The organism is Lonsdalea britannica (assembly GCF_002111595.1).
Classification (GTDB): Bacteria; Pseudomonadota; Gammaproteobacteria; order Enterobacterales; family Enterobacteriaceae; genus Lonsdalea; species Lonsdalea britannica.
The window spans coordinates 93,602-119,979 of the sequence record NZ_LUTN01000013.1; the positions used below are offsets into that span (position 1 = coordinate 93,602).

The following is a 26,378-nucleotide window of genomic DNA, read 5'->3' on the forward strand; positions in this document are numbered from 1 at the left end:
ATGTCGTTATGTCAGAGAAAGGGTTTACTCCATTGAATTCACAGTCTGTTGAAGCACGTCTTGAAACGCTGCGCACCCAACTCCGCTATCACGAGCACAAGTATCACGTGGAGGATGCGCCGGAAATTCCCGATGCGGAATACGACCGTCTGATGCGTGAGCTAAAAGCGCTGGAGCAGGAACATCCGGCGCTGATCACGCCTGACTCGCCGACGCAGCGAGTGGGGGCGGAGCCGCTGGCGGCGTTTGAGTCGGTGCGGCACGAAGTGCCGATGCTGTCGCTGGACAACGTTTTCGACGAGCAAAGTTTTTTGGCGTTCTGCAAGCGTATCAACGACCGCCTGAAACATGCGGACGATCTCTCATTCTGCTGTGAACTGAAACTGGATGGATTGGCGGTCAGCCTGCTGTATGAAGACGGCGTGCTGGTACGCGCCGCCACTCGCGGCGACGGGGCGACGGGGGAGAACATCACCTCGAATATTCGCACCATCGGCGCGATCCCGCTGCGGCTCAGCGGGGACGCTATCCCGCGTCGGCTGGAAGTGCGCGGCGAAGTCTTTATGACGCACAGCGGCTTTGAGGCGCTGAACGAGGACGCGCGTCGTACGGGCGGCAAGGTGTTTGCCAACCCGCGCAACGCCGCCGCCGGTTCGCTGCGTCAGTTGGACCCGCGTATTACGGCGAAACGTCCGCTGACCTTTTTCTGCTACGGCGTCGGGTTGATTGAAGACGGCGAGCTGCCTGACTCCCACTGGGAACGACTGCAACGCTTCAAGTCCTGGGGACTGCCGGTCAGCGACCGTATTCGTCGATGCTGCGGCAGCGATGCCGTGCTGGACTTTTATCGTCAGGTGGAAGAGACGCGCAGCGATCTGGGATTCGATATCGACGGCGTGGTCATCAAAGTCGACGATCTCGCGCTGCAAGAGCGTCTTGGCTTTGTTGCCCGCGCGCCGCGCTGGGCGGTGGCCTACAAGTTTCCGGCGCAGGAGCAACTGACCTGGCTGCGCGACGTGGAGTTTCAGGTTGGCCGCACCGGGGCGATTACGCCGGTTGCGCGGCTGGAGCCGGTGGCCGTCGCGGGTGTGATGGTCAGCAATGCGACGCTGCACAACGCCGATGAAATCGACCGTCTGGGCATTCGCATCGGCGACCGCGTGACGGTACGCCGCGCCGGAGACGTCATTCCGCAAATTGTCAGCGTCGTGCTGACGGAACGTCCGGAAGAAACGCAGCCTATCGCTTTCCCTGACCAATGTCCGGTCTGCGGTTCCGACGTCGAGCGAGTGGAAGGCGAAGCGGTAACCCGCTGCACCGGCGGCCTGTTCTGCGGCGCGCAGCGTAAAGAGGCGCTGAAGCATTTTGTCTCCCGCCGGGCGATGGACGTCGATGGTATGGGCGACAAGATCATCGATCAGCTGGTGGAAAAAGAGTACGTGCATACCCCTGCGGACCTGTTCCGCCTGACGGCGGGCATCCTCACCGGGCTGGACCGCATGGGGCCGAAGTCGGCGCAGAATTTGGTGAACGCGCTGGAGAAAGCCAAGTCGACCACCTTCGCCCGTTTCCTTTATGCCTTGGGCATCCGGGACGTCGGCGAGGCGACCGCGGCGAGTCTTGCTGCGCATTTCCTGACGCCTCAGGCGCTGTCTGATGCCGATCTGGAGGCGTTGCAGCAGGTGCAGGATGTCGGGATTGTCGTCGCGACGCGTGTCCGCAATTTCCTGGATGAAGAGCACAACCAGCAGGTGATCCGGGAGCTGATCGACGAGATTGGCATTCATTGGCCCGAACCGGTTGTCGTCGATGTGGACGAATCTTCCAGCCCGTTCGCCGGTAAAACGCTGGTATTGACGGGCTCGTTAAGCGTCTTGTCGCGCGACGAAGCGAAAGATCGCCTGACGGCGCTCGGTGCGAAGGTTAGCGGCAGCGTATCGAAAAAAACCGATATGGTGATCGCGGGCGAAGCGGCGGGGTCGAAACTGACCAAAGCACAGTCGCTGGGCATTCCGGTGATCGATGAGGCGGAAATGATGCGCCTGCTGGAGCAATAACGATGGAAAAGGCCGACCTGCTGGCTATCGCCAATACGACTATGCCGTTTGGTAAATACAAGGGCCGGGCTTTGATCGATCTGCCGGAGGAGTATCTGCTGTGGTTCGCGCGTAAGGAGATTTTCCCCGAAGGACGTTTGGGGGAGCTGCTGCAACTGACGATGGTCATCAAAATGGAAGGTTTGCAGGGGTTAATCAAACCCCTGAAAGACGCCTCAAACGGCCGGTCTGACTGACCGGCGCGTTCCTCTTCTCGCTCGCGATTACACGTAGACGTTAATCTGGTTATTGGCGGTCGGACGATTAATGCCGTCCGCCAACGCCGAGAAGCTGCTGGTCTGCGAGCTGCTGTCGCTGGAATAGCTCTGCGCCTGCGCCGATTGCAGCTGGGAAATCTGGGCTGCCAGCGCCTGAATCTGCGCTTCAATCATCTGAATCTGCATTTGAGCGCTTGAATCTTCACCGCTGCTGGACGTGGCCTGACTTAGCTGTTGTGTCAGCTGCTGTATCTGCTGTTGCAACCGGGCAATCCTTTGTGTGTTATCACGGTTGCTGGACGAATCGCTGAATGATGTCGACGCTATTGCGCTGATTGCGGCCATGATGTCTTCCTCCATTTGTCAGCCTTGGTAGGCTATGGAGTGATTATAAAACAAGTGAGTTGGGTGAATATTTAGCACTTTGTCTGAAAAAACGCAGAATTTTGCTGCAAAGCGTGGGAAAAACGTAAAGAGGCGCTTCATGGCATGATGCGCGGGGCTTGGACCGTCTTGGCGTCAGGGGGAGTAGGGCTGAGAACGCGGCCGGCCATCAAGGCCCGACCGTGGGTCAGTGTTCAGGCTAACGCGAAAAGCGCCGACCTTGCAGGTGACCGTCAGATATAGATGTCAATCTGATTGCTGTCGGTCGGCTGATTAACGCCTTCCTTTTTGCTGCTGGCTGTGGACGCATTGCTGTTTTCAGCGATACTTTGCTGCTGCTGGCTTTGCTGCGTCTGCGCCATTTGCTCCTGAGCCTGTTGGTTTTGGAGCTGCTCAATCTGAGCTTCAATCATCTCAATCTGTGCCTGCAACATCTGCGTTTGAGTGGCTTTCGTCTCTGCATCCGCGCTTGAATTAGACACATCTTTCAACTGCTCAGTGGCCTTTTCCAGTTTCTGGTTGAGCTGATTGATCTTCTGCGTGTAATTGGTCGAACCGCCAGAAGAGCTGCTGCTGACGGAGGTGACCGAGCTAATACTAGTCATTTTCGCTCCTGAATATGTGTGTAAAGCCGAGATCTTCACCCCTTACCCGATGCGAAGCTACGCAGGGGTAAGATCGTGTTTTCGGCGAATTTTTATCATCTTTTAATACTTAATCAGTATAAAACATTCGCCGTTATTCGTGGATCTTCGTTCCGCGTTAGCGCCCGTAGACGTTGACCGCTTCCGTCAGACGGATCGCCTGCTGGTTCAGTCCTGCGGCAACGCCTGAGGATTGGGTGACCATCTCGCTGTTGCTCTGCGTCATTTGCTCGATCTGAGCGATGGAATCGTTGATCAGCGCCAACGCCGATGTCTGCTCCCGCGTGGCCAGGCCGATCTCGTGGATCAGGCCGCTGACCTGTCCGACGTGCTCCACGATATTGGAAATATGTTGATCGGCCTTTTCTACCATATGGCTGCCGTTCTTGACGTTGGCGACGTTATCATCAATTAACGCCTTAATCTCTTTGGCGGCGGAAGCTGAGTTTTGCGCCAGCTGGCGGACTTCGGCCGCGACGACCGCGAATCCTTTCCCCTGACTGCCTGCGCGGGCGGCTTCCACGGCGGCATTCAGCGCCAGAATGTTGGTCTGGAATGCAATGCTGTCGATGACGGAAATGATATCCACCACCTTGACGCTGGTCGCATTGATCGCGTTCATCATCTTGACGGTCTGTCGCATGATGTCGCCGCCCTGCTGCGCGGCCTGAGTCGTCACGTCGGTCAGTTGGATCGCGTTCGCCGCCGTTTCAGCGCTTTGATGGACGGCTGATGTGATCTCTTCGATCGCCGCCGCCGTTTGCTGCAGGTTGCCCGCCGTCTCTTCCGTGCGATGGCTCAGGTCGACGTTGCCGCCCGCCAACTGTTCGCTGACGCTTTTCATGCCCGCCACCTGGGTACTGACGTCGTCTACCAGCGAGTTCAGATTGAGCGAGAACTGATTGACCACCCGCAGCAACATGCCGACTTCATCCACGCGGTTGAACCGCAAACTATCGACTTTCCTCCCCGAGACTACACGCTGCGCCTGACGCAGTATGGTTTGCAGAGGGCGTGCGATTTGCTGCTGTAAAAAGACGTCCAGCAGCAGCATGGTCAACAGCGAAGCCATGGCAAGTGGCAGGAGGCCTGCGCCGGACAACGAAAACAGAAAAGGAATGATACCGCCCGCCAATACGGCGCAGCGCAGGCGCCAGCGTACCGACATTTTTTGAAATACGGAGAGAACAGAGAACAGACCGGTTCTGACCACCAGCCCTTTATAAAACTTGCGGCGGCCGGCCCGCTGTTTGTTCACCGCTTCATACAGCGCGGCGGCGGCTTTCACTTCTTCCGCCTCGGGCGTATTGCGAACGGAAATATAACCAGAAAGTTTATCGTCGTGATAAACCGGCGTGACGTTAGCGCGAACCCAATAATAATCACCGTTTCTGCGGCGATTTTTTACCATGCCGGTCCAACTGTCTCCCCGTTGCAGGGTATACCACATGTCGGCAAATGCGGCGGGAGGCATATCCGGGTGGCGTACAATATTATGCGGTTGGCCGACAAGATCTTCCGCATCAAATCCACTGACCCGAATAAAGGCGGAATTGGCATAGGTAATATGGCTTTTAACGTCGGTGGTTGACATTAACGTAGTATTCGCGCCCAGCGAATATTCTTGTTGGGTGACAGGTGTATTAACCCTCATAACAAAACCCCGAGTGTGTGTCGTCTTAAAAGAAATAAATGAAAAATAATTAACCGATTGAATACTGAAATTTATTAAAAAGAATGGCGTTTTATTATTATTGGCGGTGGTTTGTGAATAGGACTGCCTTATATATGGCCGTTGCCGTCTATTCAGGGGGTATTCCACCAGGCTGGGGATTATCCGGTAAAGAATGATATTGTCAATTTATTCGTGATGTTAGAGCATAGGTAATTATCATTCTCGCAAGGATGATTATTTTAAGTATAAAGTCATTTAATGATTTTAAATAAGTATGAAACGAGAATTAAAAATAAATCGTGTGGGGATTGTTAAAACGATAACGACTTATTTATTTATCCTGCTCAAGGCGTTTACAAAGCCGATAAAATAAAATGACATTATTTCCCCCTTAAAGAGGGAAATAATGAAGGTATTTTGTTAATCGGAAAGGTATTGTCTTGCGGCCTTTTCGACATGGGCCATTTCGTCCAGCAGCTCCAGCCATTCCGGCTCTAAGGCCTCCGCCGTGACGCCGCGCCGCAACTGCTGTTCCAGATACGCGCAATGCTGTTTGAGGCGAGGCACGCCGCTATAGCTACAACTGCCGTGGAGTTTGTGAATGGTATCCAGTAGCGATTCCTGATGCTGTCCGTCCAGCTGCGATTCAATTTGCGGACGCACCTGAGCCAGAAAATCCAACAGCATTTTCAGCAAATCGCGCGCCAGCTCCGGTTTATTAGCAGCCTGCTGCTGCGCCAGCGCCCAGTCGAGCGACACGGCTTCTCCGGCGTCGTCGGCCGGGGTGATCTCCGGCTCGCGCACGTGCCTGCGCAGCACGCTGTACAGCATCTTTTCATCAATCGGTTTGGACAGATAGTCGTCCATACCTGACTGGAGAAACTGTTCCCGTTCGCCGTGCATGACCTGCGCGGTAACCGCGATGATGGGCGTCTCCTTGTGATTCGGCAACTGGCGGATCAGCTCGCTGGCATGCAGACCATCCATCCCCGGCATTTGGATATCCATCAGTATCACGTTCAAATCGTTTTGCCTGGCTTGCTCTACCGCTTCCGCACCGCTTTCGCACAGGATGATGTCGTCCACCAGCTCTTCCAGCAGCGTGCCGATCAGCTTGAGGTTGGCCAGATTGTCGTCCACCGCCATCACCCGTAACGGTAGTCGCGGCGTTTCCTGTTTAGGACGAAGCTCCAACTCGCTACTGTTCGCATAGCTGCACTGGAACAGGTTAGTGTCCTGCAACAGCGGCAACAGACGTGCGGAGGTGATGGGTTTGCTCAGGCAGGCATGGACGCCCAGCGATTTCAGCTGTTCCGCATCCATCTGCGCCAGACTGGGCAGGGCGAGAATGACGCAGGGCGCGCGACGGCAAAGGTTGTGGATCTTGGGCGTGAAGTCCAGCAGCGTATTGCGATAATGGACGGGAATGCCCATCAGCAGAATATCGAACTTTTGCGCTGGCAATTGCTCGGTCGTGGGGCTGTAGCTGACGGCCAGCGGCGTTCGTCTCAATACATCCAGCGTCGCCTGCGCGGCGGCGGAGTTGGCTTCGACATAGGCCAGTTTTTTCCCTTGCAGCATATCGAAGTAGTTGTTGAGCACGGCGGGGTGCGGATTGAGCTGCAGATTCAGCGTACACCAGAAGGTCGACCCCTTATCGGGCACGCTGTGAAAGCGAATATTACCGCCCATTTCCTGCACCAGCCTCTGGGTAATCACCAGACCCAGCCCCGTACCGCCATGTCGACGGGAAATGCTGGTATCAGCCTGTCGAAAGGCTTGAAACAGCTGGGTTTGCTGCGTTTCATCAATCCCGATGCCGGTATCTTTGATCTGGATTTCCAACTGCGCCTGCTGGTGTAGCTGGGATCGTTTTTCCACGCGAATATCAATGTTGCCGCGCTCCGTAAATTTAATCGCGTTACCCAGCAGGTTGGTGACGATTTGCTGGATGCGCAACGGATCGCCGATAAACTGCTCCGGCACATCGCGCTGAATATTCAGCGTCAGCTCCAGCCCTTTCTCGTGCGCGGTATGTGCGAGCAGTATCACCATTTCATCCAGCGTGTTGTGCAGAGAGAAAGGGATGTGCTCCAGCACCAGCTTGCCGGCTTCCAGTTTAGAGAAGTCCAGAACGTCGTTGATGATGTTCAGCAGGTTGTTGGCCGAGCGTTCAATGGTGTGCAGGTAGTCTTGCTGCGTAGGCGTCAGCTGGGTTTTTAGCGTTTGCCGGGTGAAGCCGATCACGCCGTTGAGCGGCGTGCGCAGCTCATGCGACATATTGGCGAGAAACTCGGACTTGATGCGGGCGGCTTCCTGAGCGCGCTTCTTGGCCAAATCCAGCTCGACGTTCTGGATTTCCATCTGTTCCAGCGTTTCTCTCAGGTCGTAGGTAGCCTGATCGATATTCTGCTGCATCTCTTCATGGTAGGCGGTCAGCGACATCGCCATGGAGTTGATGCCGTTTTTCAGCATATGCAGCTCGCCGAGCATTTTGCCTTCTACCCGGCTGTCCAACTGGCCGCGGCGGATACGGTCGACGGTATCCACCATATTGCCGATGGGCGTGGTGACGTCCCGCATCAGGCGATAGGCGAAAAGCAGCGCGCATCCCAGACTCATCAGCAACAGCAGGGTCGCCAGACCAATTTCCCGGTACTGCTGCAGTTCGATGTTGTCCAGATTCAGCGCAATAGCGACGTAGCCGACCGGCGCGAAGCGGCCACTATTGTGGGGGAGCGCCGGGGCCAATTCTTCCTCTGTCAGCAGCGGCATTCGCATGATGAGATGATTGTCGCGTTCGAAAATCTGTAGCGTATCCGGCACCGGCGATCCTTCCGGCAGCGCGAGAATATTGTTGATATCGCGGGAGTAGGTGCTGACTAAAGGGTGGTGATGCGTATCGAAAACGCTGATGGCGCGAACCACATCGGCATGGCGGCGATGCAGTCGATGCACCAGCTGGCGCAACGTTTCCGGTTGATGCTGGGCGATCGCGAAGGCGCTGTTGATCGCTAGCGGTTCAATAATGCTGCTGCCGGCTTCCGTCAGCTGATCCTGCAATTGATTATAACGGTGAATAATGAAGAAGCCGCTGAGCAGCAGTCCCACCAGTAGCGTGGGCGCCAGAATCAGAATCATCATTCGTGCACGCAGACTGTATTTGGTCATGGGGGTCCAATGTGGGAGAATTGAGGCTGATTAATCCGTTAATACATGACATCACACTTATATGGCGCAATTCTACTCCCCAAAACGGCGTGTGACGACCCGTCAACGCATCACCGTGTCGGTCAATGACCTCGACCCGTTCGGTCAAGGCGTGGCGCGTCATCAGGGGAAAACGATCTTCATCGCCGGCGCGTTGCCGGGGGAACAGGCCGAAGTCCAGGTGACCGAGGATAAAAAACAGTTTTCCCGGGCGAGCCTGAAGCAGCTGCTGAGCAAAAGCGAAGAACGGGTCGATCCACGCTGCCCGCATTACAACGTCTGCGGCGGCTGTCAGCAGCAACATGCCAGTCAGTCGTTGCAGGAGCGCAGTAAATCCAGCGCGCTGATACGGCTGATGGAGAGAGAAACAGGGGGGACCGTCCCCTCTCCAGACGTCATTAGCGGCCCGGCCTATGCCTACCGACGTCGCGCCCGGCTTGGGTTATACTTTCAGGCTAAATCACAGCGATTGCAGATGGGGTATCGCCAGGCGGCTTCGCACGATCTGGTGGATGTGCGTCACTGTCCGATACTGTGCTCCGAGCTGGAAGCGCTGCTGACGCCGCTGCACGAGTGCCTTAGCGGTCTTCAGGCCAAAAGACGCCTCGGCCATGTCGAGTTGGTGCTCGCTGACGAAGGGCCGCTGGTGATTCTGCGTCACCTCGACCCGCTTGGCGACGCAGACCGTCAGGCGCTGCTGACGCTAGCGCGCGAGCGGTCAATATCGCTGTTTCTCGCCGGTGAGACAGACACGCTGGAGTGTCTGCACGGCGACATGCCGTCATACCGAATTGACGACCTTTCCCTGGCCTTCAGTCCGCGGGACTTCATTCAGGTGAACGACGTCATCAATCGGCAAATGGTCAGTCAGACGTTGTCCTGGCTGGACGTACAGCCGCAGGACCGCGTGCTTGACCTGTTTTGCGGTATGGGCAATTTTACGCTGCCGCTGGCCCGGCGGGCCGCCGACGTCGTCGGCGTGGAAGGCGTGCCGGCGTTGGTGGCCAAGGGACAGGAAAATGCCCGACGCAACGGTTTATCCAACGCCGAATTCTTTCATCATAACCTGGAAGAGGACGTCACCCGGCAGCCGTGGGCATCGCAGGGGTTCAACAAAATTGTGCTCGATCCGGCCCGCGCCGCGCGCCGGGCGTGATGTCTCACATCGTGAAACTGGCGCCTGAGCGCGTGGTCTACATATCCTGCAACCCGACCACGCTGGCGCGAGACAGCAAAGTGCTATTGGCCGCTGGCTATCGCCTGGCGCGGATAGCGATGCTGGATATGTTTCCACACACCGGGCATCTTGAATCCATGGCGTTGTTCCTGCCCGGCGCCGGTGATCGGTAAAGAAAGGGAGAATTTATGGTTGCGGTAAGAAGTGCACATTTAAATACCGAAGGCGAATTCGAACCCGATGTGTGGATCGCGTCTTTGGGGATCGCCAACCAGCAGTCATGCGAGCGCCTGAAAGAAACCTGGCGCTACTGTGAACAGCAGACGAAAGATCATCCGGATGCGCTGCTGTTGCTGTGGCGCGGCATCGAAATGGTGGAGATCCTCTCCACCCTGAGCATGGATAACGATAGCCTACGGGCGGCCATGCTGTTCCCGCTGGTGAAAGCGGACGTCGTCAAAGAAGAAACACTGAAAGACGCGTTCGGCCAGAACATTGCCAATCTGGTGCACGGCGTCAGAGATATGGATGCAATCCGCCAGCTAAAGGCGACGCAGCACGACTCCGTCGCCTCGGAGCAGGTGGATAACATCCGGCGGATGCTGCTGGCGATGGTGGAAGATTTCCGCTGCGTCGTCATCAAACTGGCGGAACGCATCGCCCACCTGCGCGAAGTGAAGGATGCCCCGGAAGAAGAACGGGTGTTGGCGGCGAAAGAGTGTACCAACATCTATGCGCCGTTGGCGAACCGGCTGGGCATCGGTCAATTGAAGTGGGAGCTGGAAGATTTCTGCTTTCGCTATCTGCATCCCGAAGAGTACAAACGCATCGCCAGCCTGCTGCATGAGCGGCGCATCGATCGCGAACAGTATATTGACGATTTCGTGACCAGCCTGCGTCAGGCGATGGAAAAAGACGGGCTGAAAGCCGATGTCTACGGCCGCCCGAAACACATCTATAGCATCTGGCGCAAGATGCAGAAAAAATCCCTGTCGTTCGACGAACTGTTCGACGTCCGCGCCGTGCGGATCGTGGTGGAGCGTCTGCAAGACTGCTACGCCGCGCTAGGGATCGTACATACCCACTATCGCCATCTGCCGGATGAGTTCGACGATTACGTGGCGAACCCGAAACCCAATGGTTATCAGTCCATTCACACAGTGGTGCTGGGGCCGCGCGGTAAAACGCTCGAAATCCAGATCCGTACCCGCGACATGCATGAGAACTCCGAGCTGGGCGTCGCCGCGCACTGGAAGTATAAAGAAGGCGCATCGACCACCAGCCGATCGGGTTACGAGGGGCGGATCGCTTGGCTGCGTAAGCTGCTGGCCTGGCAGGAGGAGATGGCGGATTCGGACGAAATGCTGGACGAAGTGCGCAGTCAGGTCTTCGACGATCGCGTCTATGTCTTTACGCCGAAAGGCGATGTCATCGATCTGCCAACCGGTTCGACGCCGCTGGATTTCGCTTATCACATTCATAGTGATATCGGGCACCGCTGCATCGGCGCCAAGGTGGGCGGCCGCATCGTACCGTTTACCTATCAGCTGCAAATGGGCGACCAGATAGAAGTTATCACCCAGAAACAGCCGAACCCGAGCCGGGACTGGCTGAATCCGAATCTGGGCTATGTCACCACTAGCCGCGGGCGTTCCAAGATCCACAACTGGTTCCGTAAACAGGATCGCGATAAAAACATCCTGGCGGGCAAACAGATCCTCGACAACGAGCTGGAAAATCTGGGTCTGAGCCAGAAGATGGCGGAGAAGCTGTTGCTCCCGCGTTACAACATCAATTCGATGGACGAGTTTCTGGCCGGGATTGGCGGCGGCGACATTCGCCTGAATCAGGTCGTCAATTTCTTGCAGTCCAAGGTTAATCAGCCGAGCGCGGAAGAGCAGGATCGTGAAGCGCTGCGCCAACTCACCCAGAAGACGCCTGCGCCGACGCGTGCCAGCAAAGACAATGGGCGTGTCGTGGTGGAAGGCGTCGGCAACCTGATGCATCACATCGCTCGCTGCTGCCAGCCGATCCCCGGCGACGATATCGTCGGCTTCATCACCAAAGGACGCGGGATCTCTATCCATCGGGCGGACTGCGAACAGCTGGACGAGCTGCGTGGTCATGCGCCGGAGCGCGTGGTGGATGCGGTCTGGGGGGAAAGTTACTCCAGCGGATACTCGCTGGTGGTGCGTGTCACCGCCAACGACCGCAGCGGCTTGTTGCGCGACATCACGACGATTCTCGCCAACGAGAAGGTCAACGTGCTTGGCGTCTCCAGCCGCAGCGATGTCAAACAGCAGCTCGCGACGATCGATATGGAAATCGAGATCTACAACCTGCAGGTGCTGGGCCGGGTTCTGGCCAAGCTGAATCAGCTCCCTGATGTGATTGACGCGCGTCGTCAGCAGGGCAACTGAGCCGCAGTCCGATAACCTGGGCGGGCCCGTTGCCCGCCCATTTTTTGCCTTAACCAGGAAACGTTATGTCCTCATCCATCTCCCGACTGCTCAACGTTATGACGCAGCTGCGCGATCCGCAGAGCGGTTGCCCGTGGGATCGCAAGCAAACCTTCGATTCGATTGTTCCCTATACGCTGGAAGAAACCTACGAAGTGCTGGACGCCATTCGCCGTAAGGATTTCGACGATCTGCGCAGCGAGCTGGGCGACCTGCTGTTTCAGGTGGTGTTCTACGCCCAGATGGCGCAGGAGCAGGGGCTTTTCGATTTCTCCGACGTTTGCGACGCTATCAGCGACAAACTGGAGCGGCGTCATCCGCATATCTTTGCCGGGGCCGACGCGCCGACTGCGGATGACGCCCTGAAAAACTGGGAGCAGACCAAGTCTAAAGAGAGAGCTGAAAAGGCGCTTCATTCACAGGTCGACGACATTCCGGAAGCGTTGCCTGCGCTGATGCAGGCGCAAAAAATTCAGCAGCGTTGCTCGGCGGTCGGGTTTGACTGGAAGACGCTGGGCCCGGTTGTCGATAAGCTGTACGAAGAGATCGATGAGGTCATGTACGAGGCGAAACAGGCGGTGGTGGATCAGGATCGCCTGGGGGAAGAGCTGGGCGATATGTTCTTCGCCGCGGTCAATCTATCGCGACATTTGGGCCATAAAGCGGAAATCACACTGCAGGACGCAAATCGTAAATTTTGCCGCCGTTTTCGTCAGGTAGAGCAAATCATTAGTGAAAAAGGGAAAACACTTTCTGAAGCCAGTCTTGAGGAAATGGAGGCCGCCTGGCAGCAGGTAAAACGTGAAGAAAAAGGACATTAAGGGATTTTAGGTCTGAAATGGCTGATAATTCACATATTTTGATTTATCAGTATGATTTTTCAGGAAGATGTTTCGCCGCTATTCCGCAAGGTAGCGGCGGTCATGGACAGGATGTCTATCCGATATTTGGCAAAACGAACATTTGTGGCGCCCATCAGGTTCGGGTATACTACTTTCCCGTCTTGGTCTTCCATCATCCTTAAACCTAAACTCTCAGGTTCAGCATGACAACTAATTATATTTTTGTGACCGGCGGGGTCGTATCCTCTCTGGGTAAAGGCATTGCCGCAGCCTCTCTGGCGGCTATTCTCGAAGCCCGCGGCCTCAACGTGACCATCATGAAACTGGACCCGTATATCAATGTGGATCCGGGGACAATGAGCCCTACGCAGCACGGTGAAGTGTTCGTCACCGAAGATGGCGCCGAAACCGATCTCGACCTGGGCCACTATGAGCGTTTTATTCGCACTAAAATGACGCGCCGCAATAACTTCACCACCGGACGGATCTATTCTGACGTCCTGCGCAAAGAGCGCCGTGGTGATTATCTGGGTGCGACCATTCAGGTTATTCCCCATATCACCAACGCGATCAAAGAGCGCATCATCGAAGGCGGCGAAGGCCACGATGTCGTGCTGGTCGAAATCGGCGGTACGGTGGGCGATATCGAATCCCTGCCGTTCCTTGAAGCGATTCGTCAGATGGCGGTGGAAGTCGGCCGTGAACATACCCTGTTTATGCATCTGACGCTGGTGCCTTATCTGGCGGCCGCAGGCGAAGTGAAAACCAAGCCGACGCAGCATTCAGTGAAAGAACTGCTGTCCATCGGTATTCAGCCGGATGTGCTGATTTGCCGTTCCGATCGCACGGTTCCCGCGAACGAACGCGCGAAAATTGCATTATTCTGCAATGTGCCGGAAAAAGCGGTGATATCGCTTAAAGACATTGATTCCATTTATAAAATTCCGTCGCTATTGAAATCGCAGGGGCTGGACGATTATATTTGTAAACGATTCAGCTTGGACTGCCCGGAAGCGAACCTGTCAGAATGGGAACAGGTCGTTTACGAAGAAGCCAACCCGGGCGGCGAAGTGACTATCGGTATGATCGGTAAGTACGTAGAACTGCCGGATGCCTATAAATCCGTTGTCGAAGCGCTGAAGCACGGCGGTTTGAAAAATCGTCTGACCGTGAATATCAAGTTCATCGACTCGCAGGATGTGGAAAGCCGCGGCGTCGAAGTCCTGAAAGATTTAGACGCTATTCTGGTGCCGGGTGGTTTCGGCTACCGTGGCGTGGAAGGCAAAATCATGGCCGCGAAATATGCTCGTGAGAACAAGATCCCTTATCTGGGTATCTGTCTGGGCATGCAGGTCGCACTGATGGAGTTTTCCCGTAACGTGGTGGGCATGGAAGGCGCAAACTCCACCGAGTTTGTCCCGGAATGTAAATACCCGGTCGTGGCGCTGATCACCGAATGGCGTGATGCCGAAGGCAACCTGGAAGTGCGTAGCGAAGAGAGCGATCTCGGCGGTACCATGCGCGTCGGCGGGCAGGAATGCCATCTGACCGAAGGCAGCCTGGTGCGTAGCCTGTATGGCGAACCGACGATTATTGAGCGTCATCGTCATCGTTATGAAGTCAACAACATGTTGTTGAAACAAATTGAAGCGGCGGGATTACGTGTTGCTGGTTATTCCGCCGACCGTCGACTGGTAGAGATTGTTGAAATCCCTGATCATCCTTGGTTTGTGGCGTGCCAGTTCCATCCGGAATTTACGTCCACACCGCGTGATGGACATCCGCTGTTCGCCGGCTTTGTGAAAGCCGCGGGAGCGTACCAGAAACGTCAGGAAAAATAGGGTTTTGTCAGCAACGCGCGTCCCAAGGTCGCGCGTTGTTCGTCTGAGGTTTTAGTTTAACTTGTACTGAGGAAAATCTAATGTCCAAAATTGTTAAAGTCATTGGCCGTGAAATCATCGACTCACGCGGAAATCCGACCGTTGAGGCTGAAGTTCACCTGGAAGGTGGTTTCGTAGGTCTGGCTGCTGCACCGTCAGGTGCTTCTACGGGTTCCCGCGAAGCGCTGGAACTGCGTGATGGCGACAAATCTCGTTTCCTGGGTAAAGGCGTGACCAAAGCTGTTGCCGCTGTTAACGGCCCGATCGCACAGGCTGTTCTGGGTAAAGATGCTAAAGACCAGGCTAACGTTGATCAGATCATGATCGATCTGGACGGTACTGAAAACAAATCCAAATTCGGCGCGAACGCTATCCTGGCCGTTTCTCTGGCTTCTGCTAAAGCTGCTGCCGCTTCTAAAGGCCTGCCGCTGTACGCACACATCGCTGAACTGAACGGCACTCCGGGTCAGTACTCCATGCCGCTGCCGATGATGAACATCATCAATGGTGGTGAGCACGCTGACAACAACGTCGACATCCAGGAATTCATGATTCAGCCTGTTGGCGCGAAAACCGTTAAAGAAGCCATCCGCATGGGTTCTGAAGTGTTCCACAACCTGGCTAAAGTTCTGAAAGCCAAAGGTATGAACACTGCAGTCGGCGACGAAGGTGGTTATGCACCGAACCTGGAATCCAACGCTGCTGCGCTGGCTGCCATCAAAGAAGCCGTAGAAAAAGCCGGTTACGTTCTGGGTAAAGACGTGACTCTGGCTATGGACTGTGCCGCTTCCGAGTTCTACAACAACGAAACCGGTAACTACGAACTGAAAGGCGAAGGCAAAACCTTCACTTCTCAGGAATTCACTCACTACCTGGAAGAACTGACCAAACAGTATCCGATCGTGTCCATCGAAGATGGCCTGAACGAATCTGACTGGGACGGTTTTGCTTACCAGACTAAAGTCCTGGGCGACAAAATCCAGCTGGTGGGCGACGACCTGTTCGTGACCAACACCAAGATCCTGAAAGAAGGTATCGACAAAGGCATCGCTAACTCCATCCTGATCAAATTCAACCAGATCGGTTCTCTGACCGAAACTCTGGCTGCAATCAAGATGGCGAAAGACGCTGGCTACACTGCCGTTATCTCTCACCGTTCTGGTGAAACTGAAGATGCGACCATCGCTGACCTGGCTGTAGGTACTGCTGCTGGCCAGATCAAAACCGGTTCTATGAGCCGTTCTGACCGTGTTGCTAAATACAACCAGCTGATTCGTATCGAAGAAGCGCTGGGTGCTAAAGCGCCGTTCAACGGTCTGAAAGAAGTGAAAGGCCAGGCTTAATCGCCCCCTTTCTTCTCAGGAGTCTGACGCCGAATAGCGTTCAGACTCCGGTAGGATTGAAAATAAATCCGGAAGCGTGTCATGCGCCTCCGGATTTTTTTTTGCCTGTGTCAGAAGCCCGCTTGGGCACGAGATGTTTTCGCCGATCGGCTTTCCTGAACAAAGACTTCCTCTTTCATGCCTTTCTCAACGCGATAACCCGCCGCTGTCGTCATGCCGTCAGCCTTGAGTAAAGGAGCGAATGAAAAGGTGAAGAGGAGGAGGGGGGATATGGCAGGGAGAGCGTACTCCCTGCCGTGGCGTCGTATTACTGTCCTGCCAGCCCGGACAGACTGTAGTTGGCCGGAACCCAGCGATAGCCGTTCGGCTTGCCATCACTGTCTTTCAGCACTTTGACGTGGCCCAGTCCGGGGAAGCTGATGTGCGCGCCCGCGACCCAGTAACCTTTATCAGCGGCATCGGCCAGAATGGAAGCGCGATTTTTCGCAGCGGTATCCATATCAGAGTCGAAGCTGATCGTGGTTGCCGGCAACGAGAACTGAACGGCGGCGGCGTGAATGATATCGCCCCATACCAGCAGCTTGGCGCCATCGCTGTCTACCCACAGTCCGGAGTGTCCCGGCGTATGTCCGGCTAGCGGCAGGGCGGTGATCCCCGGCACGATCCGATCGTTGCCGCTATACACTTTCATTTTCTTCGCGGCATTGATGACCTGAAACGTATTTTGTGCCAGCTGGAAAGCCTCTTTGCCGTCGGCTGGCGCTTTTTGCAGGTTCGCTTCACTCAGCCAGTAATCTCTGTCTGTTTTGCTGATGTAGACCGCGGCATTGGGGAAGGTCGGTTTGCCGTTGGTCAGCAGCCCGCCGATATGATCGCCATGCAGGTGAGTCAGGATCACGGTATCGACCTGATCCGGACGGTAACCGGCGGCTTTCAAATTACCCAGAAGGCGGCCCACCGGCGCGCCTGCTTTTTCGCCGTTGCCGGTATCGATCAGAACCAGATTTTTGCCGGTATTGATTAGGAAGGTATTAACGGACGTTTCGACGGCGGAGGCGTCCAGCGCGTCATCTGCCAGCTTTTGTTTAATGATATCAGCCGGAGTGCGAGCCAGCAGCGTTCCCATCGGCATCGTAAATGTGCCATCCGAGAGCGCAGTCACTTCAAATTGCCCCAGCATCAGTCGGTAGTAGCCCGGCTGGGTTTTCACCTGTGGGACGGCTTGGGCATTCACCATCGCGGGAACGGCGAACAGCGTCATTAAACACAACGTCAGAGATTTCAGCGAACTCATGTCTTTCGTTCCTTGTAGTTTTCGGGTTTTTACTGGGTAAAGCCTAGCACTAAATGGCGATTATTAACCGGACATGAGCGATGACTCAATCGAAACCTATCCGGCTCATGACGACGGTTGTTTGGCGACGCATCGACGATCTGCGATAATGATCTTTTACGCAACCGCTACAGTGGAAAAACATGCAGTACCCGATTAACGAAATGTTCCAGACCTTACAGGGAGAGGGCTATTTTACCGGCGTTCCCGCGGTGTTTATCCGTTTACAGGGATGCCCGGTGGGGTGCAGCTGGTGTGATACCAAACATACCTGGGAGAAGCGCCCGGAGCGGGAAATTCCGCTAAAGCAGATCGTCGATAAAACGACGGAGAGCGATGCCTGGGGCTCGGCCAGCGTGGAGGATATCGTTGGCCATATGACGCGGCTGGGCTATACCGCCCGGCATGTGGTGATCACCGGCGGCGAGCCTTGTATCCACGATCTGACGACGCTGACTCAGCGACTGGAAGCGTTGGGTTTCAGTACACAAATCGAAACCAGCGGGACGCACGAAATCCGCTGCTCAACCCACTGCTGGGTTACGGTCTCTCCAAAGGTAAATATGCGCGGCGGAATGGTCGTCATCGATCAGGCCCTGCAGCGGGCGGATGAGATTAAACATCCGGTGGCGCGGGAGCGTGATATCGAAACGTTGGATACGCTGTTAAACCGGTTGGATGATGATAAGGCGCGGGTCATCGCGTTACAGCCTATCAGCCAGAAAGAAGAAGCGACTCGGTTGTGCATTGCTACCTGCATAGCGCGCAACTGGCGTTTATCCATGCAGACCCACAAGTACCTGAACATAGCCTGACGACGACCTGACCGGTGCGTCCGTGCGGGTCAGGCGACGATTATTCCTCTCCCCGATATACGCAGCCCGCTGTACAGGTTTCTTTGACCCGGACGGCGGTCAGCAGCGGCAGTATCGGTTTCAATCTCTGCCAAATCCACTGAGCCAGAATTTCACTGGTCGGGTTTTCCAGCCCAGGAATTTCATTCAGATAGTGGTGATCTAACTGCTCCCAGATCGGACGAGAGATGGCTTTCAGTTCGGCAAAATCCATCACCCAGCCGGTATAGGCATCGACTTCGCCGGTAATTTCCAGTCGAACCATAAATGAGTGGCCATGCAGCCGGCCACATTTGTGTCCGTCTGGAACATGGGGAAGCCGATGAGCGGCTTCAAACTGAAAATCTTTAAACAGCATGGTTGGCATGACGGTGAATCTCATATGACCTGAAAAAACCGACGCATACTACCGGAAAGTGCGCCTTTGCGCTATTTTCCGCCGCAAAGAAGCGTAAATAGTAATTTTTATCATTTGGTTTTCGACGCCGGCATTGGTTTTTTATTGTTAACAATCAGATGCTTATTCTATTTTTCGGCCTATATCACTTTTTGTGGTAAAGCGTATATAAAAAACCCTTTAGTCATTTTGGTTATTTGATATTTCCATCATTTCTTTAATTGTTAAGATGGGGGTCGCTACCTTAATAACCCATTCAACTTTGTACCGCACCAAATCGGCATTGGCGCCAGCGACCTGAACAAGGAAAACGTATCACAATGACTAATCCGGTTTCTCCGACTTCGCTACTCCCTCTGAGCGCGGAGCAACTTGCGCGCCTGCAGGCGGCAACCGGTGATTTCTCACCCACCCAGCTTGCCTGGTTATCCGGTTATTTTTGGGGGATTTCTCAGCAGCCCGCAGGCGTTTCTACCGGCGCGATGGCGACAGCCAGCGCACCCGCCGCTGCTCCTTCGGCGATCACGCTGATTTCGGCGTCTCAGACGGGGAATGCGCGTCGGGTTGCTGAACAGACGCGGGACGATCTGCTGGCGGCCGGGTTGCCGGTCACGCTCGTCAACGCGGGCGATTACAAATTTAAGCAAATTGCTCAGGAGAAACTGCTGGTCGTTGTGGCATCGACGCAGGGCGAAGGTGAACCGCCGGAAGAAGCCGTGGCATTGTATAAGTACTTGTTCTCCAAAAAAGCGCCGACCTTAGATGGCACCGCATTCGCGGTCTTTGGCTTGGGGGACTCCTCGTACGAGTTTTTCTGCAAAGCCGGTAAAGATTTCGACAGTCGTCTGGCGGAACTGGGGGCGGAACGCCTGCTAGACCGTGTGGATGCTGACGTGGCCTTCCAACCTGAGGCGGAGCAGTGGCGGAAACGGCTGACGGAAACGCTGAAGTCTCGCCATCAGGCGCAGGACGCGGCCGCTGTCCAGACAGCGGCAGTGGGCGCGGTGGATGAGATTACCGCGAGCCCGTACGGCAAAGAAACGCCTTATACCGCCGCGCTGTCGGTCAATCAAAAGATCACCGGCCGCGGCTCGGATAAAGACGTGCGCCACCTGGAAATCGACTTGGGTGAGTCAGGTTTGCGCTATCGTCCCGGCGATGCGCTGGGCGTGTGGTACGAGAATGATCCGGCGTTGGTTGAGGAATTGCTGGGGCTGCTGAAGCTGAAAGGGGACGAAACGGTGACGGTGTCTGGTGAGACGCTGCCGCTCGCCGAGGCCCTGCAACGGCATCTGGAGCTGACGCAAAATACGGCGCCGCTGGTAGAGAAATATGCCGTGCTGTCGGGACATGAAACGCTTCAGTCACGGGTCGGAGATAAGTCCGCGCTACAGCAGTATGCGCAGCAGACGCCGCTAGTGGATATGGTGCGATCGGCACCCGCCGAACTGACGCCGGAACAGCTGGTTAGCTGGCTGCGTCCGCTGACGCCGCGTCTCTACTCTATCGCCTCATCGCAGGAAGAGGTCGACAATGAAGTGCACATCACGCTCGGTGTCGTCCGTTACGCCTATGAGGGAAGGGAGCGCACCGGCGGCGCCTCCGGTTTCCTGGCCGATCGGCTGGAAGAAGACGGCGAAGTTCGCGTCTTCATTGAGCATAACGATAACTTCCGCCTGCCGGCGAACCCGAATACGCCGGTCATCATGATTGGTCCCGGGACGGGCATCGCGCCGTTTAGAGCCTTCATGCAGCAGCGTGAAGCGGAAGGCGCCGAGGGTAAAAACTGGCTGTTCTTCGGCAATCCGCACTTTGTTGAAGATTTCCTATATCAGGTGGAGTGGCAACGGTACGTCAAAGACGGGCTGCTGACCCACATCGATTTGGCCTGGTCGCGCGATCAGGCGCATAAGATTTACGTTCAGGATCGCATCCGTGAGAAGAGCGTGGAAGTCTGGCGCTGGATCCAGGATGGCGCGCATATTTACGTGTGCGGCGACGCCAACCGAATGGCGAAAGATGTCGAACAGGCGCTGTTGGCAGTGATTGCCGAGCAGAGCGGGATGGATGCCGAACAGGCGGATGAATTTTTAAGCGAGCTGCGGCTTGAGCGGCGCTATCAGAGAGACGTGTACTAATGAGCGAGAGATATTCTGGCCCGCTGGTGGTAGAAGGCAAACTCACCGATGCGGAGCGTCTAAAACAGCAGAGCAACTTTCTGCGCGGTACGATCGCAGACGATCTTAACGATGGCCTGACCGGTGGTTTTACCGGCGACAACTTTTTGCTGATCCGTTTCCACGGGATGTACCAACAGGATGACCGTGACATTCGCGCCGAACGCGTCGCGCAGAAGCTGGAGCCACGTCATGCGATGATGCTGCGCTGCCGTCTGCCGGGCGGCGTCATGACGCCAGAGCAATGGCGGGCGATCGATGACTTCGCCAAGGCCAAGACGATTTACGGCAGTATCCGTATTACCAACCGTCAAACGTTTCAGTTTCACGGCATCCTGAAATCCAACCTGAAATCGGCGCATCAGCTGCTGCATGATGTGGGGCTGGATTCACTGGCGACGGCGAACGACGTCAACCGTAACGTGATGTGTACGTCCAACCCCGCTGAGTCCGAGCTGCACCAGCAGGCGTACGACTGGGCGAAGAAGATCTCCGAACACCTGTTGCCGAAGACTCGCGCTTATGCCGAGATCTGGCTCGATCGGGAAAAGATTGCGACGACGGATGAAGAGCCGATTCTGGGATCGAACTACCTGCCGCGAAAATTCAAAACCACGGTGGTGATCCCGCCGCAGAACGATGTGGATCTGCACGCGAATGACCTGAACTTTGTCGCAATCGCCGAGAACGGCCGGTTGATTGGCTTCAACGTGCTGGTAGGCGGCGGTTTGTCCATCGCTCACGGCGACAAGGCGACCTATGCGCGCACTGCCAGCGAGTTCGGCTATATCCCCGTCGAGAAGACGCTGGCGGTCGCGGAAGCGGTGGTCACCACGCAGCGCGACTGGGGCAACCGCACCAATCGTAAGAACGCCAAAACCAAGTACACGCTGGAGCGCGTCGGCGTCGACACGTTCAAGCAGGAAGTGGAACGCCGCTCTGGCGTCACGTTCGAAGAGATCCGTCCGTATGAATTCACCGGCCGCGGCGATCGCATCGGCTGGGTGAAAGGCATCGACAATAAGTGGCATCTGACGCTGTTTATCGAAAATGGCCGCATCCTCGACTATCCGGGCCGTCCTCTAAAAACGGGGCTGAACGAAATCGCGAAAATCCACAAAGGGGATTTCCGCCTGACCGCCAACCAGAACCTGATTGTGGCGGGCGTGGCCACGCGCGATAAAGCGAAAATCGAAGCGCTGGCGCGCGAGCATGGGCTGATTGACGATTCGGTCAGCGAACAGCGTAAAAACTCGATGGCCTGCGTTTCGCTGCCGACGTGTCCGCTGGCGATGGCGGAAGCCGAACGTTTCCTGCCGCAGTTTGTCACAAAGGTAGAAGGGATCATGCAGCAGCACGGCGTCGGCGATGAGCACATCGTCCTGCGAGTGACCGGCTGCCCGAATGGTTGCGGACGTTCGCTACTGGCGGAGATCGGGCTGGTGGGAAAAGCCATCGGCCGTTACAACCTGCACCTCGGCGGCAACCGGGAAGGGACGCGCATTCCGCGTATGTACCGGGAAAATATCACCGAAGCTGACATCCTCAGCGAAATCGACCAGTTGGTAGGGCGTTGGGCGCAGGAGCGCGAAGCGGGCGAAGGATTTGGCGATTTCGCCATTCGTGCCCACATCATCAAACCGGTGCTCGACCCCGCTGTCGATTTCTATGACTAAGAGGAGAGCCTGATGTCTGCACTCAATCTGGGGGCGCTCAACGCGTTGCCGAAGCCGGAACAAGAGTCTGAGCTCGCGGCAATTAACACCGAGCTGGAAAGCCTGACTGCCGAAAACCGAGTCGCATGGGCGCTGGAAAATCTGCCGGGCGAGTTCGTGCTGACGTCGAGCTTCGGGATTCAGGCGGCGATTTCTCTGCATCTGGTCACCCAGCAGTGTCCGCAAATCCCGGTGGTCTTGACGGACACCGGCTACTTGTTCCCGGAAACCTATCAGTTCATCGACAGCCTTACCGATCAGTTGAAGCTAAACCTGAAAGTGTTTCGTGCCGAGCTGTCGCCCGCGTGGCAGGAAGCGCGCTATGGCAAGCTATGGGAGCAGGGCGTTGAGGGGATCGAGCGCTATAACCAGATGAACAAGGTGGAGCCGATGAACCGGGCGCTACAGGAGCTCGGTGCGCAAACCTGGTTTGCGGGCCTGCGCCGCGAGCAGTCGAACAGCCGTGAAACGTTGCCGGTGCTGGCTATTCAGCGCGGCGTATTCAAATTCCTGCCGATCATCGACTGGGATAACCGACAGGTCTATCAGTACCTGAAGGCCAATGGCCTGAGCTATCACCCGCTGTGGGATCAGGGTTATCTGTCGGTGGGCGATACTCATACCACCCGCAAGTGGGAGCCGGGCATGAGCGAAGAAGAGACACGATTCTTCGGGCTGAAGCGTGAGTGCGGCTTGCACGAAGGCTGACCCGAAGCCCCTCGTTTGAGGGGCTTTCTCTTTTGGCGGCGAGATTCCCCCTTTTCCCTTTGCCGTTTAGATTAAGTGACCCTTTTTCAGCCTGAACGCGATGTTATGTACAGATGGCGGCAACTTGCTGATGCAAAGAGAGAAGTTCATTGGGTAGTGTATTGATGCCCACGGTGCGACAGACTATGTTTACCGCCATTTGCAGAATGGGACCGTGTGAGTGATGTCTGAAATGAAGAAAGTATGGTGGCGAGACATCGACGATCGAGACGGCGTCTGGCAGGGATTAGCGCTGGAAAGTCCTTCCGGCCAGCGACCGGCGGGAGCGCTGCAACTGCTTGTGGGCGCGCAGGGCAGGGCGCAGGCGATTTGCGGAGATGAAACTTTATTCTGGGCGTCAGTGGCGGTGAATGGCGCCGAGGCTAGCGTGCTTTGTCCTCGCAAAGATATCCGCCAGCGGTCATTACTCAGTCCGATTCGGTCCGCTGACGTCATGCGCGCTGAAGCCTTGCAAACGTCCACTGCGCGTCAGGCAGGGTGGTGTCGCTTCTTTGCCGAGCGCCTGCTCTCTTCGCCTCAACCGCTGCTGAACAATGGCCAATGGCTGCTGCGGCCGATGCCGTATGTGTTGCCTTCTGCGCCACGCACTGCCCAGCCGCAGCCGATAAACGCGTGGCGTTTTATCGCGCCCCAATCCGCAGGCGACTATTGCCCGCGTTGGGATCTGTTTGGGGAAGACATCCCGGATCTGACCGTGTCAGACTCGGTCTTTCTTATCGACCGGTGGTGGGACAGCACGCAACTCCTGCCGCTGTCCGTGGTTGACCCCACTTCATCACGGGTAAAATGGTGGCGTAAAAAAGCGCGGGAGGGAGCATTGCCGCCCGTCCTGCTGTGGTTTGTCTCGGGGCTGGGCGCTATGTGATTTTAGATGGACATTCCCGGCTACAGGCCGCGCGAGAGGAAGGTATACCGCCGCTGTTTATCGTGTTGAGCGGGCTGTATCACCAGCGCTGGAAGCCGGATGTTGCCCAGCAGCAGCGGGTGGTCGATGCGTTGGCGCGTCAGCAGCGGTCGAATCCTGCGCTGAATCAGGACGCAATAAACCAGACGTTAATTAATACTTATGATGACCGTGGCGCGCTGGCCGGAATGACATATAGCCGAGTGACGTCGCTGGACGAACGTTGGCAACGGAAGGTTAAGGCGTATCTGCGCCGCTATTCACTGACGGAACATTTGGCTCATTTCGGGATCACCGACTGAGGCCAAGTGACCGCGTAGGCGGCATGAGTCCGCTTTTTACGACTTGTAGAGTGGTCCTTTATTCCATTACGGAACTTATCATGCGAATTCGGCATTTCAATACGCTTACCCCCTCGATTTATAGTCCCATTATCACTTTTTTATCTTAGTAAAGGCATCTGTGAACTATCTCCCTGTATTTGCCGATTTGCGGCAGCGCCCCGTGCTGGTGGTGGGCGGCGGCGAAGTAGCCATGCGTAAAATCACGCTGCTGCTGCGGGCGGGCGCAGAGGTTCGGGTGGCGGCGCGCGAGCTGTGCGTCCCGCTTGATGCTTTGCGGAACGACGGAAAAGTGGCCTGGATTGCCCGTGAGTTCAGTCCTGAACAGCTGGACCCGGTGTTCCTGGTCATCGCGGCTACCGATGATGCTAAGCTCAATGAAACGGTCTCAGAGGCCGCGGATCGTCGGCAAAAACTGGTCAATGTGGTCGACGATCAGCCGAAATGTTCCTTCATTTTTCCGTCGTTGATTGACCGGTCTCCGTTGATGGTGGCGATCTCATCCAGCGGCACTGCGCCGGTACTGGCGCGTTTGCTGCGCGAGAAGCTCGAGGCGTTGCTGCCTTCCCGTTTGGGGCAGATGGCCGAGCTGGCGGGCAACTGGCGTAGCCGCGTCAAACAGCAACTGCCGACGATGACCGGCCGACGTCGGTTCTGGGAGCGCCTGTTCGACAGTCGCTTTGCCTCACTGGTGACGTCGGGAAAACTGGCTGAAGCCGAGGATGCGCTGGAAGAACAGCTGATGGCACCTCAGAACCAGCAAGGCGAGGTGTCGCTGGTGGGCGCCGGTCCGGGCGATGCGGGTTTGCTGACGTTACGCGGACTTCAGGTCATCCAGCAGGCGGACGTGGTGCTGTACGACTATCTGGTGAGCGCGGACGTGCTGGAGCTGGTACGACGCGATGCGAGATGATTTGCGTCGGCAAACGCGCCAGCGCGCATCTGATGCCGCAGGACGAGATCAACCAGCGGTTGGTGACGTTGGCGCAGCAGGGCAAACGGGTCGTTCGCCTAAAAGGCGGCGATCCCTTTATTTTTGGCCGCGGCGGCGAGGAGCTGCAGCATGTGGCGAAGGCGGGCATCCCCTTCCAGGTGGTGCCGGGCGTGACGGCCGCGGCGGGCGTCACCGCCTACGCGGGGATCCCGTTGACGCATCGGGACTATGCGCAAAGCGTGGCTTTCATTACCGGACATCACCGCGTCGACGGCAAAGCGCCGGACTGGTCTACGCTGGCTCGTGAGCGGCAGACGCTGGTGATTTACATGGGCACGATGAAAGCGGCGGATATTAGCCGTCAACTGATAGAAAACGGGCGATCCGCAGAAACACCGGTCGCCGTTATCAGTCGCGGGACCTGCCGGGATCAGCAAGTGCTGACCGGTACATTGCAACAGTTGGAACCGCTGGCGCGGCAGGCGGCTACACCGGCATTGCTGGTGATTGGCGAGGTGGTGAATTTGCATGAGCAAATCGCCTGGTTTGGAGATCATTCGCGGGTGTCGGCCTCAGAACGTCGGCCAACAGTGGTGAATTTGGCTTAAGGTACGATTTTATGGACGAGAAAAGACTGACGCATCTGCAACAGCTTGAAGCAGAAAGTATTCATATCATTCGCGAAGTCGCGGCGGAGTTCAGTAACCCGGTGATGATGTATTCCATCGGTAAAGACTCCTCGGTGATGCTGCATCTGGCGCGCAAGGCGTTCTACCCCGGCACGCTGCCATTCCCGCTGCTGCACGTCGATACCGGCTGGAAGTTTCGCGAAATGTACGAGTTTCGTGACCGCACGGCCAAGGCATACGGCTGCGAGCTGCTGGTACACCGCAACCCGGAAGGGGTCGCGATGGGGATCAACCCGTTCGTACATGGTAGCGCGAAGCATACCGACATCATGAAAACCGAAGGGTTGAAGCAGGCGCTGAACAAGTATGGCTTTGATGCGGCCTTCGGCGGCGCGCGG

General features: G+C 56.2%; 19 protein-coding genes and 2 pseudogenes. 15 read left to right on the plus strand and 6 right to left on the minus strand.

Annotation, left to right across the window (positions count from 1 at the left end; all coding sequences use genetic code 11):
- The first annotated feature begins 8 nt into the window (after nt 1-8).
- On the plus strand, nt 9-2,057 hold the full coding sequence (gene ligA / locus AU509_RS12020) for an NAD-dependent DNA ligase LigA (protein WP_094118429.1): 2,049 nt from the start codon (nt 9-11) through the stop codon (nt 2,055-2,057).
- Nucleotides 2,058-2,059: 2 nt separating this feature from the next.
- A complete protein-coding gene (locus tag AU509_RS12025) occupies nt 2,060-2,293 on the plus strand; it encodes a DUF3820 family protein (RefSeq protein WP_085651154.1) in 234 nt (77 codons plus the stop codon).
- 27 nt (nt 2,294-2,320) lie between these two features.
- Here the strand turns inward: AU509_RS12025 and AU509_RS12030 are convergent, their stop codons facing one another.
- The 4 genes from AU509_RS12030 to barA form a co-directional block, all read right to left on the minus strand.
- On the minus strand, nt 2,321-2,659 hold the full coding sequence (locus AU509_RS12030) for a FlxA-like family protein (RefSeq protein WP_162896324.1): 339 nt from the start codon (nt 2,657-2,659) through the stop codon (nt 2,321-2,323).
- Nucleotides 2,660-2,931: 272 nt separating this feature from the next.
- Nucleotides 2,932-3,303 (minus strand): FlxA-like family protein, encoded by a 372-nt coding sequence (locus tag AU509_RS12035; protein WP_085651156.1) that lies wholly within the window; start codon nt 3,301-3,303, stop codon nt 2,932-2,934.
- Between the two features lie 157 nt (nt 3,304-3,460).
- A complete protein-coding gene (locus tag AU509_RS12040; RefSeq protein WP_094118430.1) occupies nt 3,461-4,996 on the minus strand; it encodes a methyl-accepting chemotaxis protein in 1,536 nt (511 codons plus the stop codon).
- A gap of 441 nt (nt 4,997-5,437) precedes the next feature.
- A complete protein-coding gene (gene barA / locus AU509_RS12045) occupies nt 5,438-8,188 on the minus strand; it encodes a two-component sensor histidine kinase BarA (RefSeq protein ID WP_094118431.1) in 2,751 nt (916 codons plus the stop codon).
- A 61-nt stretch (nt 8,189-8,249) separates the two neighbouring features.
- On the opposite strand from barA, the pseudogene rlmD reads away from it, so the two are divergent.
- The 5 genes and pseudogenes from rlmD to eno all read left to right on the plus strand — a co-directional run bounded on the left by rlmD (nt 8,250) and on the right by eno (nt 15,928).
- A pseudogene (rlmD, locus tag AU509_RS12050) lies at nt 8,250-9,577 on the plus strand (23S rRNA (uracil(1939)-C(5))-methyltransferase RlmD).
- Nucleotides 9,578-9,592: 15 nt separating this feature from the next.
- Complete coding sequence (gene relA, locus AU509_RS12055) at nt 9,593-11,824, plus strand: GTP diphosphokinase (RefSeq protein WP_094118432.1); 2,232 nt, start codon at nt 9,593-9,595, stop codon at nt 11,822-11,824.
- Nucleotides 11,825-11,889: 65 nt separating this feature from the next.
- Nucleotides 11,890-12,684, plus strand: a complete 795-nt coding sequence (mazG, locus tag AU509_RS12060; RefSeq protein ID WP_094118433.1) for a nucleoside triphosphate pyrophosphohydrolase — start codon at nt 11,890-11,892, stop codon at nt 12,682-12,684.
- Nucleotides 12,685-12,908: 224 nt separating this feature from the next.
- A complete protein-coding gene (pyrG, locus tag AU509_RS12065) occupies nt 12,909-14,546 on the plus strand; it encodes a glutamine hydrolyzing CTP synthase (protein WP_085653752.1) in 1,638 nt (545 codons plus the stop codon).
- An 80-nt stretch (nt 14,547-14,626) separates the two neighbouring features.
- Complete coding sequence (eno, locus tag AU509_RS12070) at nt 14,627-15,928, plus strand: phosphopyruvate hydratase (RefSeq protein ID WP_085653751.1); 1,302 nt, start codon at nt 14,627-14,629, stop codon at nt 15,926-15,928.
- Nucleotides 15,929-16,235: 307 nt separating this feature from the next.
- On the opposite strand, the gene AU509_RS12075 is transcribed toward eno, so the two are convergent.
- Nucleotides 16,236-17,222 (minus strand): MBL fold metallo-hydrolase, encoded by a 987-nt coding sequence (locus AU509_RS12075; protein WP_085653750.1) that lies wholly within the window; start codon nt 17,220-17,222, stop codon nt 16,236-16,238.
- A gap of 182 nt (nt 17,223-17,404) precedes the next feature.
- Here AU509_RS12075 and queE point away from each other — a divergent pair, with 182 nt between their 5' ends.
- On the plus strand, nt 17,405-18,076 hold the full coding sequence (gene queE / locus AU509_RS12080) for a 7-carboxy-7-deazaguanine synthase QueE (protein WP_085653749.1): 672 nt from the start codon (nt 17,405-17,407) through the stop codon (nt 18,074-18,076).
- A gap of 40 nt (nt 18,077-18,116) precedes the next feature.
- On the opposite strand, the gene queD is transcribed toward queE, so the two are convergent.
- Nucleotides 18,117-18,482, minus strand: coding sequence for a 6-carboxytetrahydropterin synthase QueD (gene queD, locus AU509_RS12085; RefSeq protein ID WP_085653748.1), 366 nt, complete (start codon nt 18,480-18,482; stop codon nt 18,117-18,119).
- Nucleotides 18,483-18,832: 350 nt separating this feature from the next.
- Here queD and cysJ point away from each other — a divergent pair, with 350 nt between their 5' ends.
- The 7 genes and pseudogenes from cysJ to cysD form a co-directional block, all read left to right on the plus strand.
- Nucleotides 18,833-20,650, plus strand: coding sequence for an NADPH-dependent assimilatory sulfite reductase flavoprotein subunit (gene cysJ, locus AU509_RS12090; protein WP_094118434.1), 1,818 nt, complete (start codon nt 18,833-18,835; stop codon nt 20,648-20,650).
- Complete coding sequence (gene cysI, locus AU509_RS12095) at nt 20,650-22,365, plus strand: assimilatory sulfite reductase (NADPH) hemoprotein subunit (protein WP_094118435.1); 1,716 nt, start codon at nt 20,650-20,652, stop codon at nt 22,363-22,365. Before cysJ ends, cysI begins: the two co-directional genes overlap by 1 nt.
- A 12-nt stretch (nt 22,366-22,377) precedes the next feature.
- The gene (locus AU509_RS12100; protein ID WP_085653454.1) at nt 22,378-23,112 is read left to right on the plus strand and encodes a phosphoadenylyl-sulfate reductase; all 735 of its coding nucleotides are present in this window, start codon (nt 22,378-22,380) and stop codon (nt 23,110-23,112) included.
- Between the two features lie 232 nt (nt 23,113-23,344).
- Nucleotides 23,345-24,037 carry a hypothetical protein gene (locus tag AU509_RS18685; protein WP_254901571.1) on the plus strand — a complete coding sequence of 231 codons (693 nt, stop codon included), beginning with the start codon at nt 23,345-23,347 and terminating at the stop codon, nt 24,035-24,037.
- A complete protein-coding gene (locus AU509_RS18690) occupies nt 24,034-24,378 on the plus strand; it encodes a response regulator (RefSeq protein WP_254901572.1) in 345 nt (114 codons plus the stop codon). The genes AU509_RS18685 and AU509_RS18690 overlap by 4 nt, the downstream gene beginning before the upstream one ends.
- 160 nt (nt 24,379-24,538) lie before the next feature.
- Nucleotides 24,539-25,959: pseudogene (cysG, locus tag AU509_RS12110) on the plus strand (siroheme synthase CysG).
- Nucleotides 25,960-25,970: 11 nt separating this feature from the next.
- On the plus strand, nt 25,971-26,378 hold a 408-nt coding region (cysD, locus tag AU509_RS12115; protein WP_139824050.1), incomplete at its 3' end, for a sulfate adenylyltransferase subunit CysD.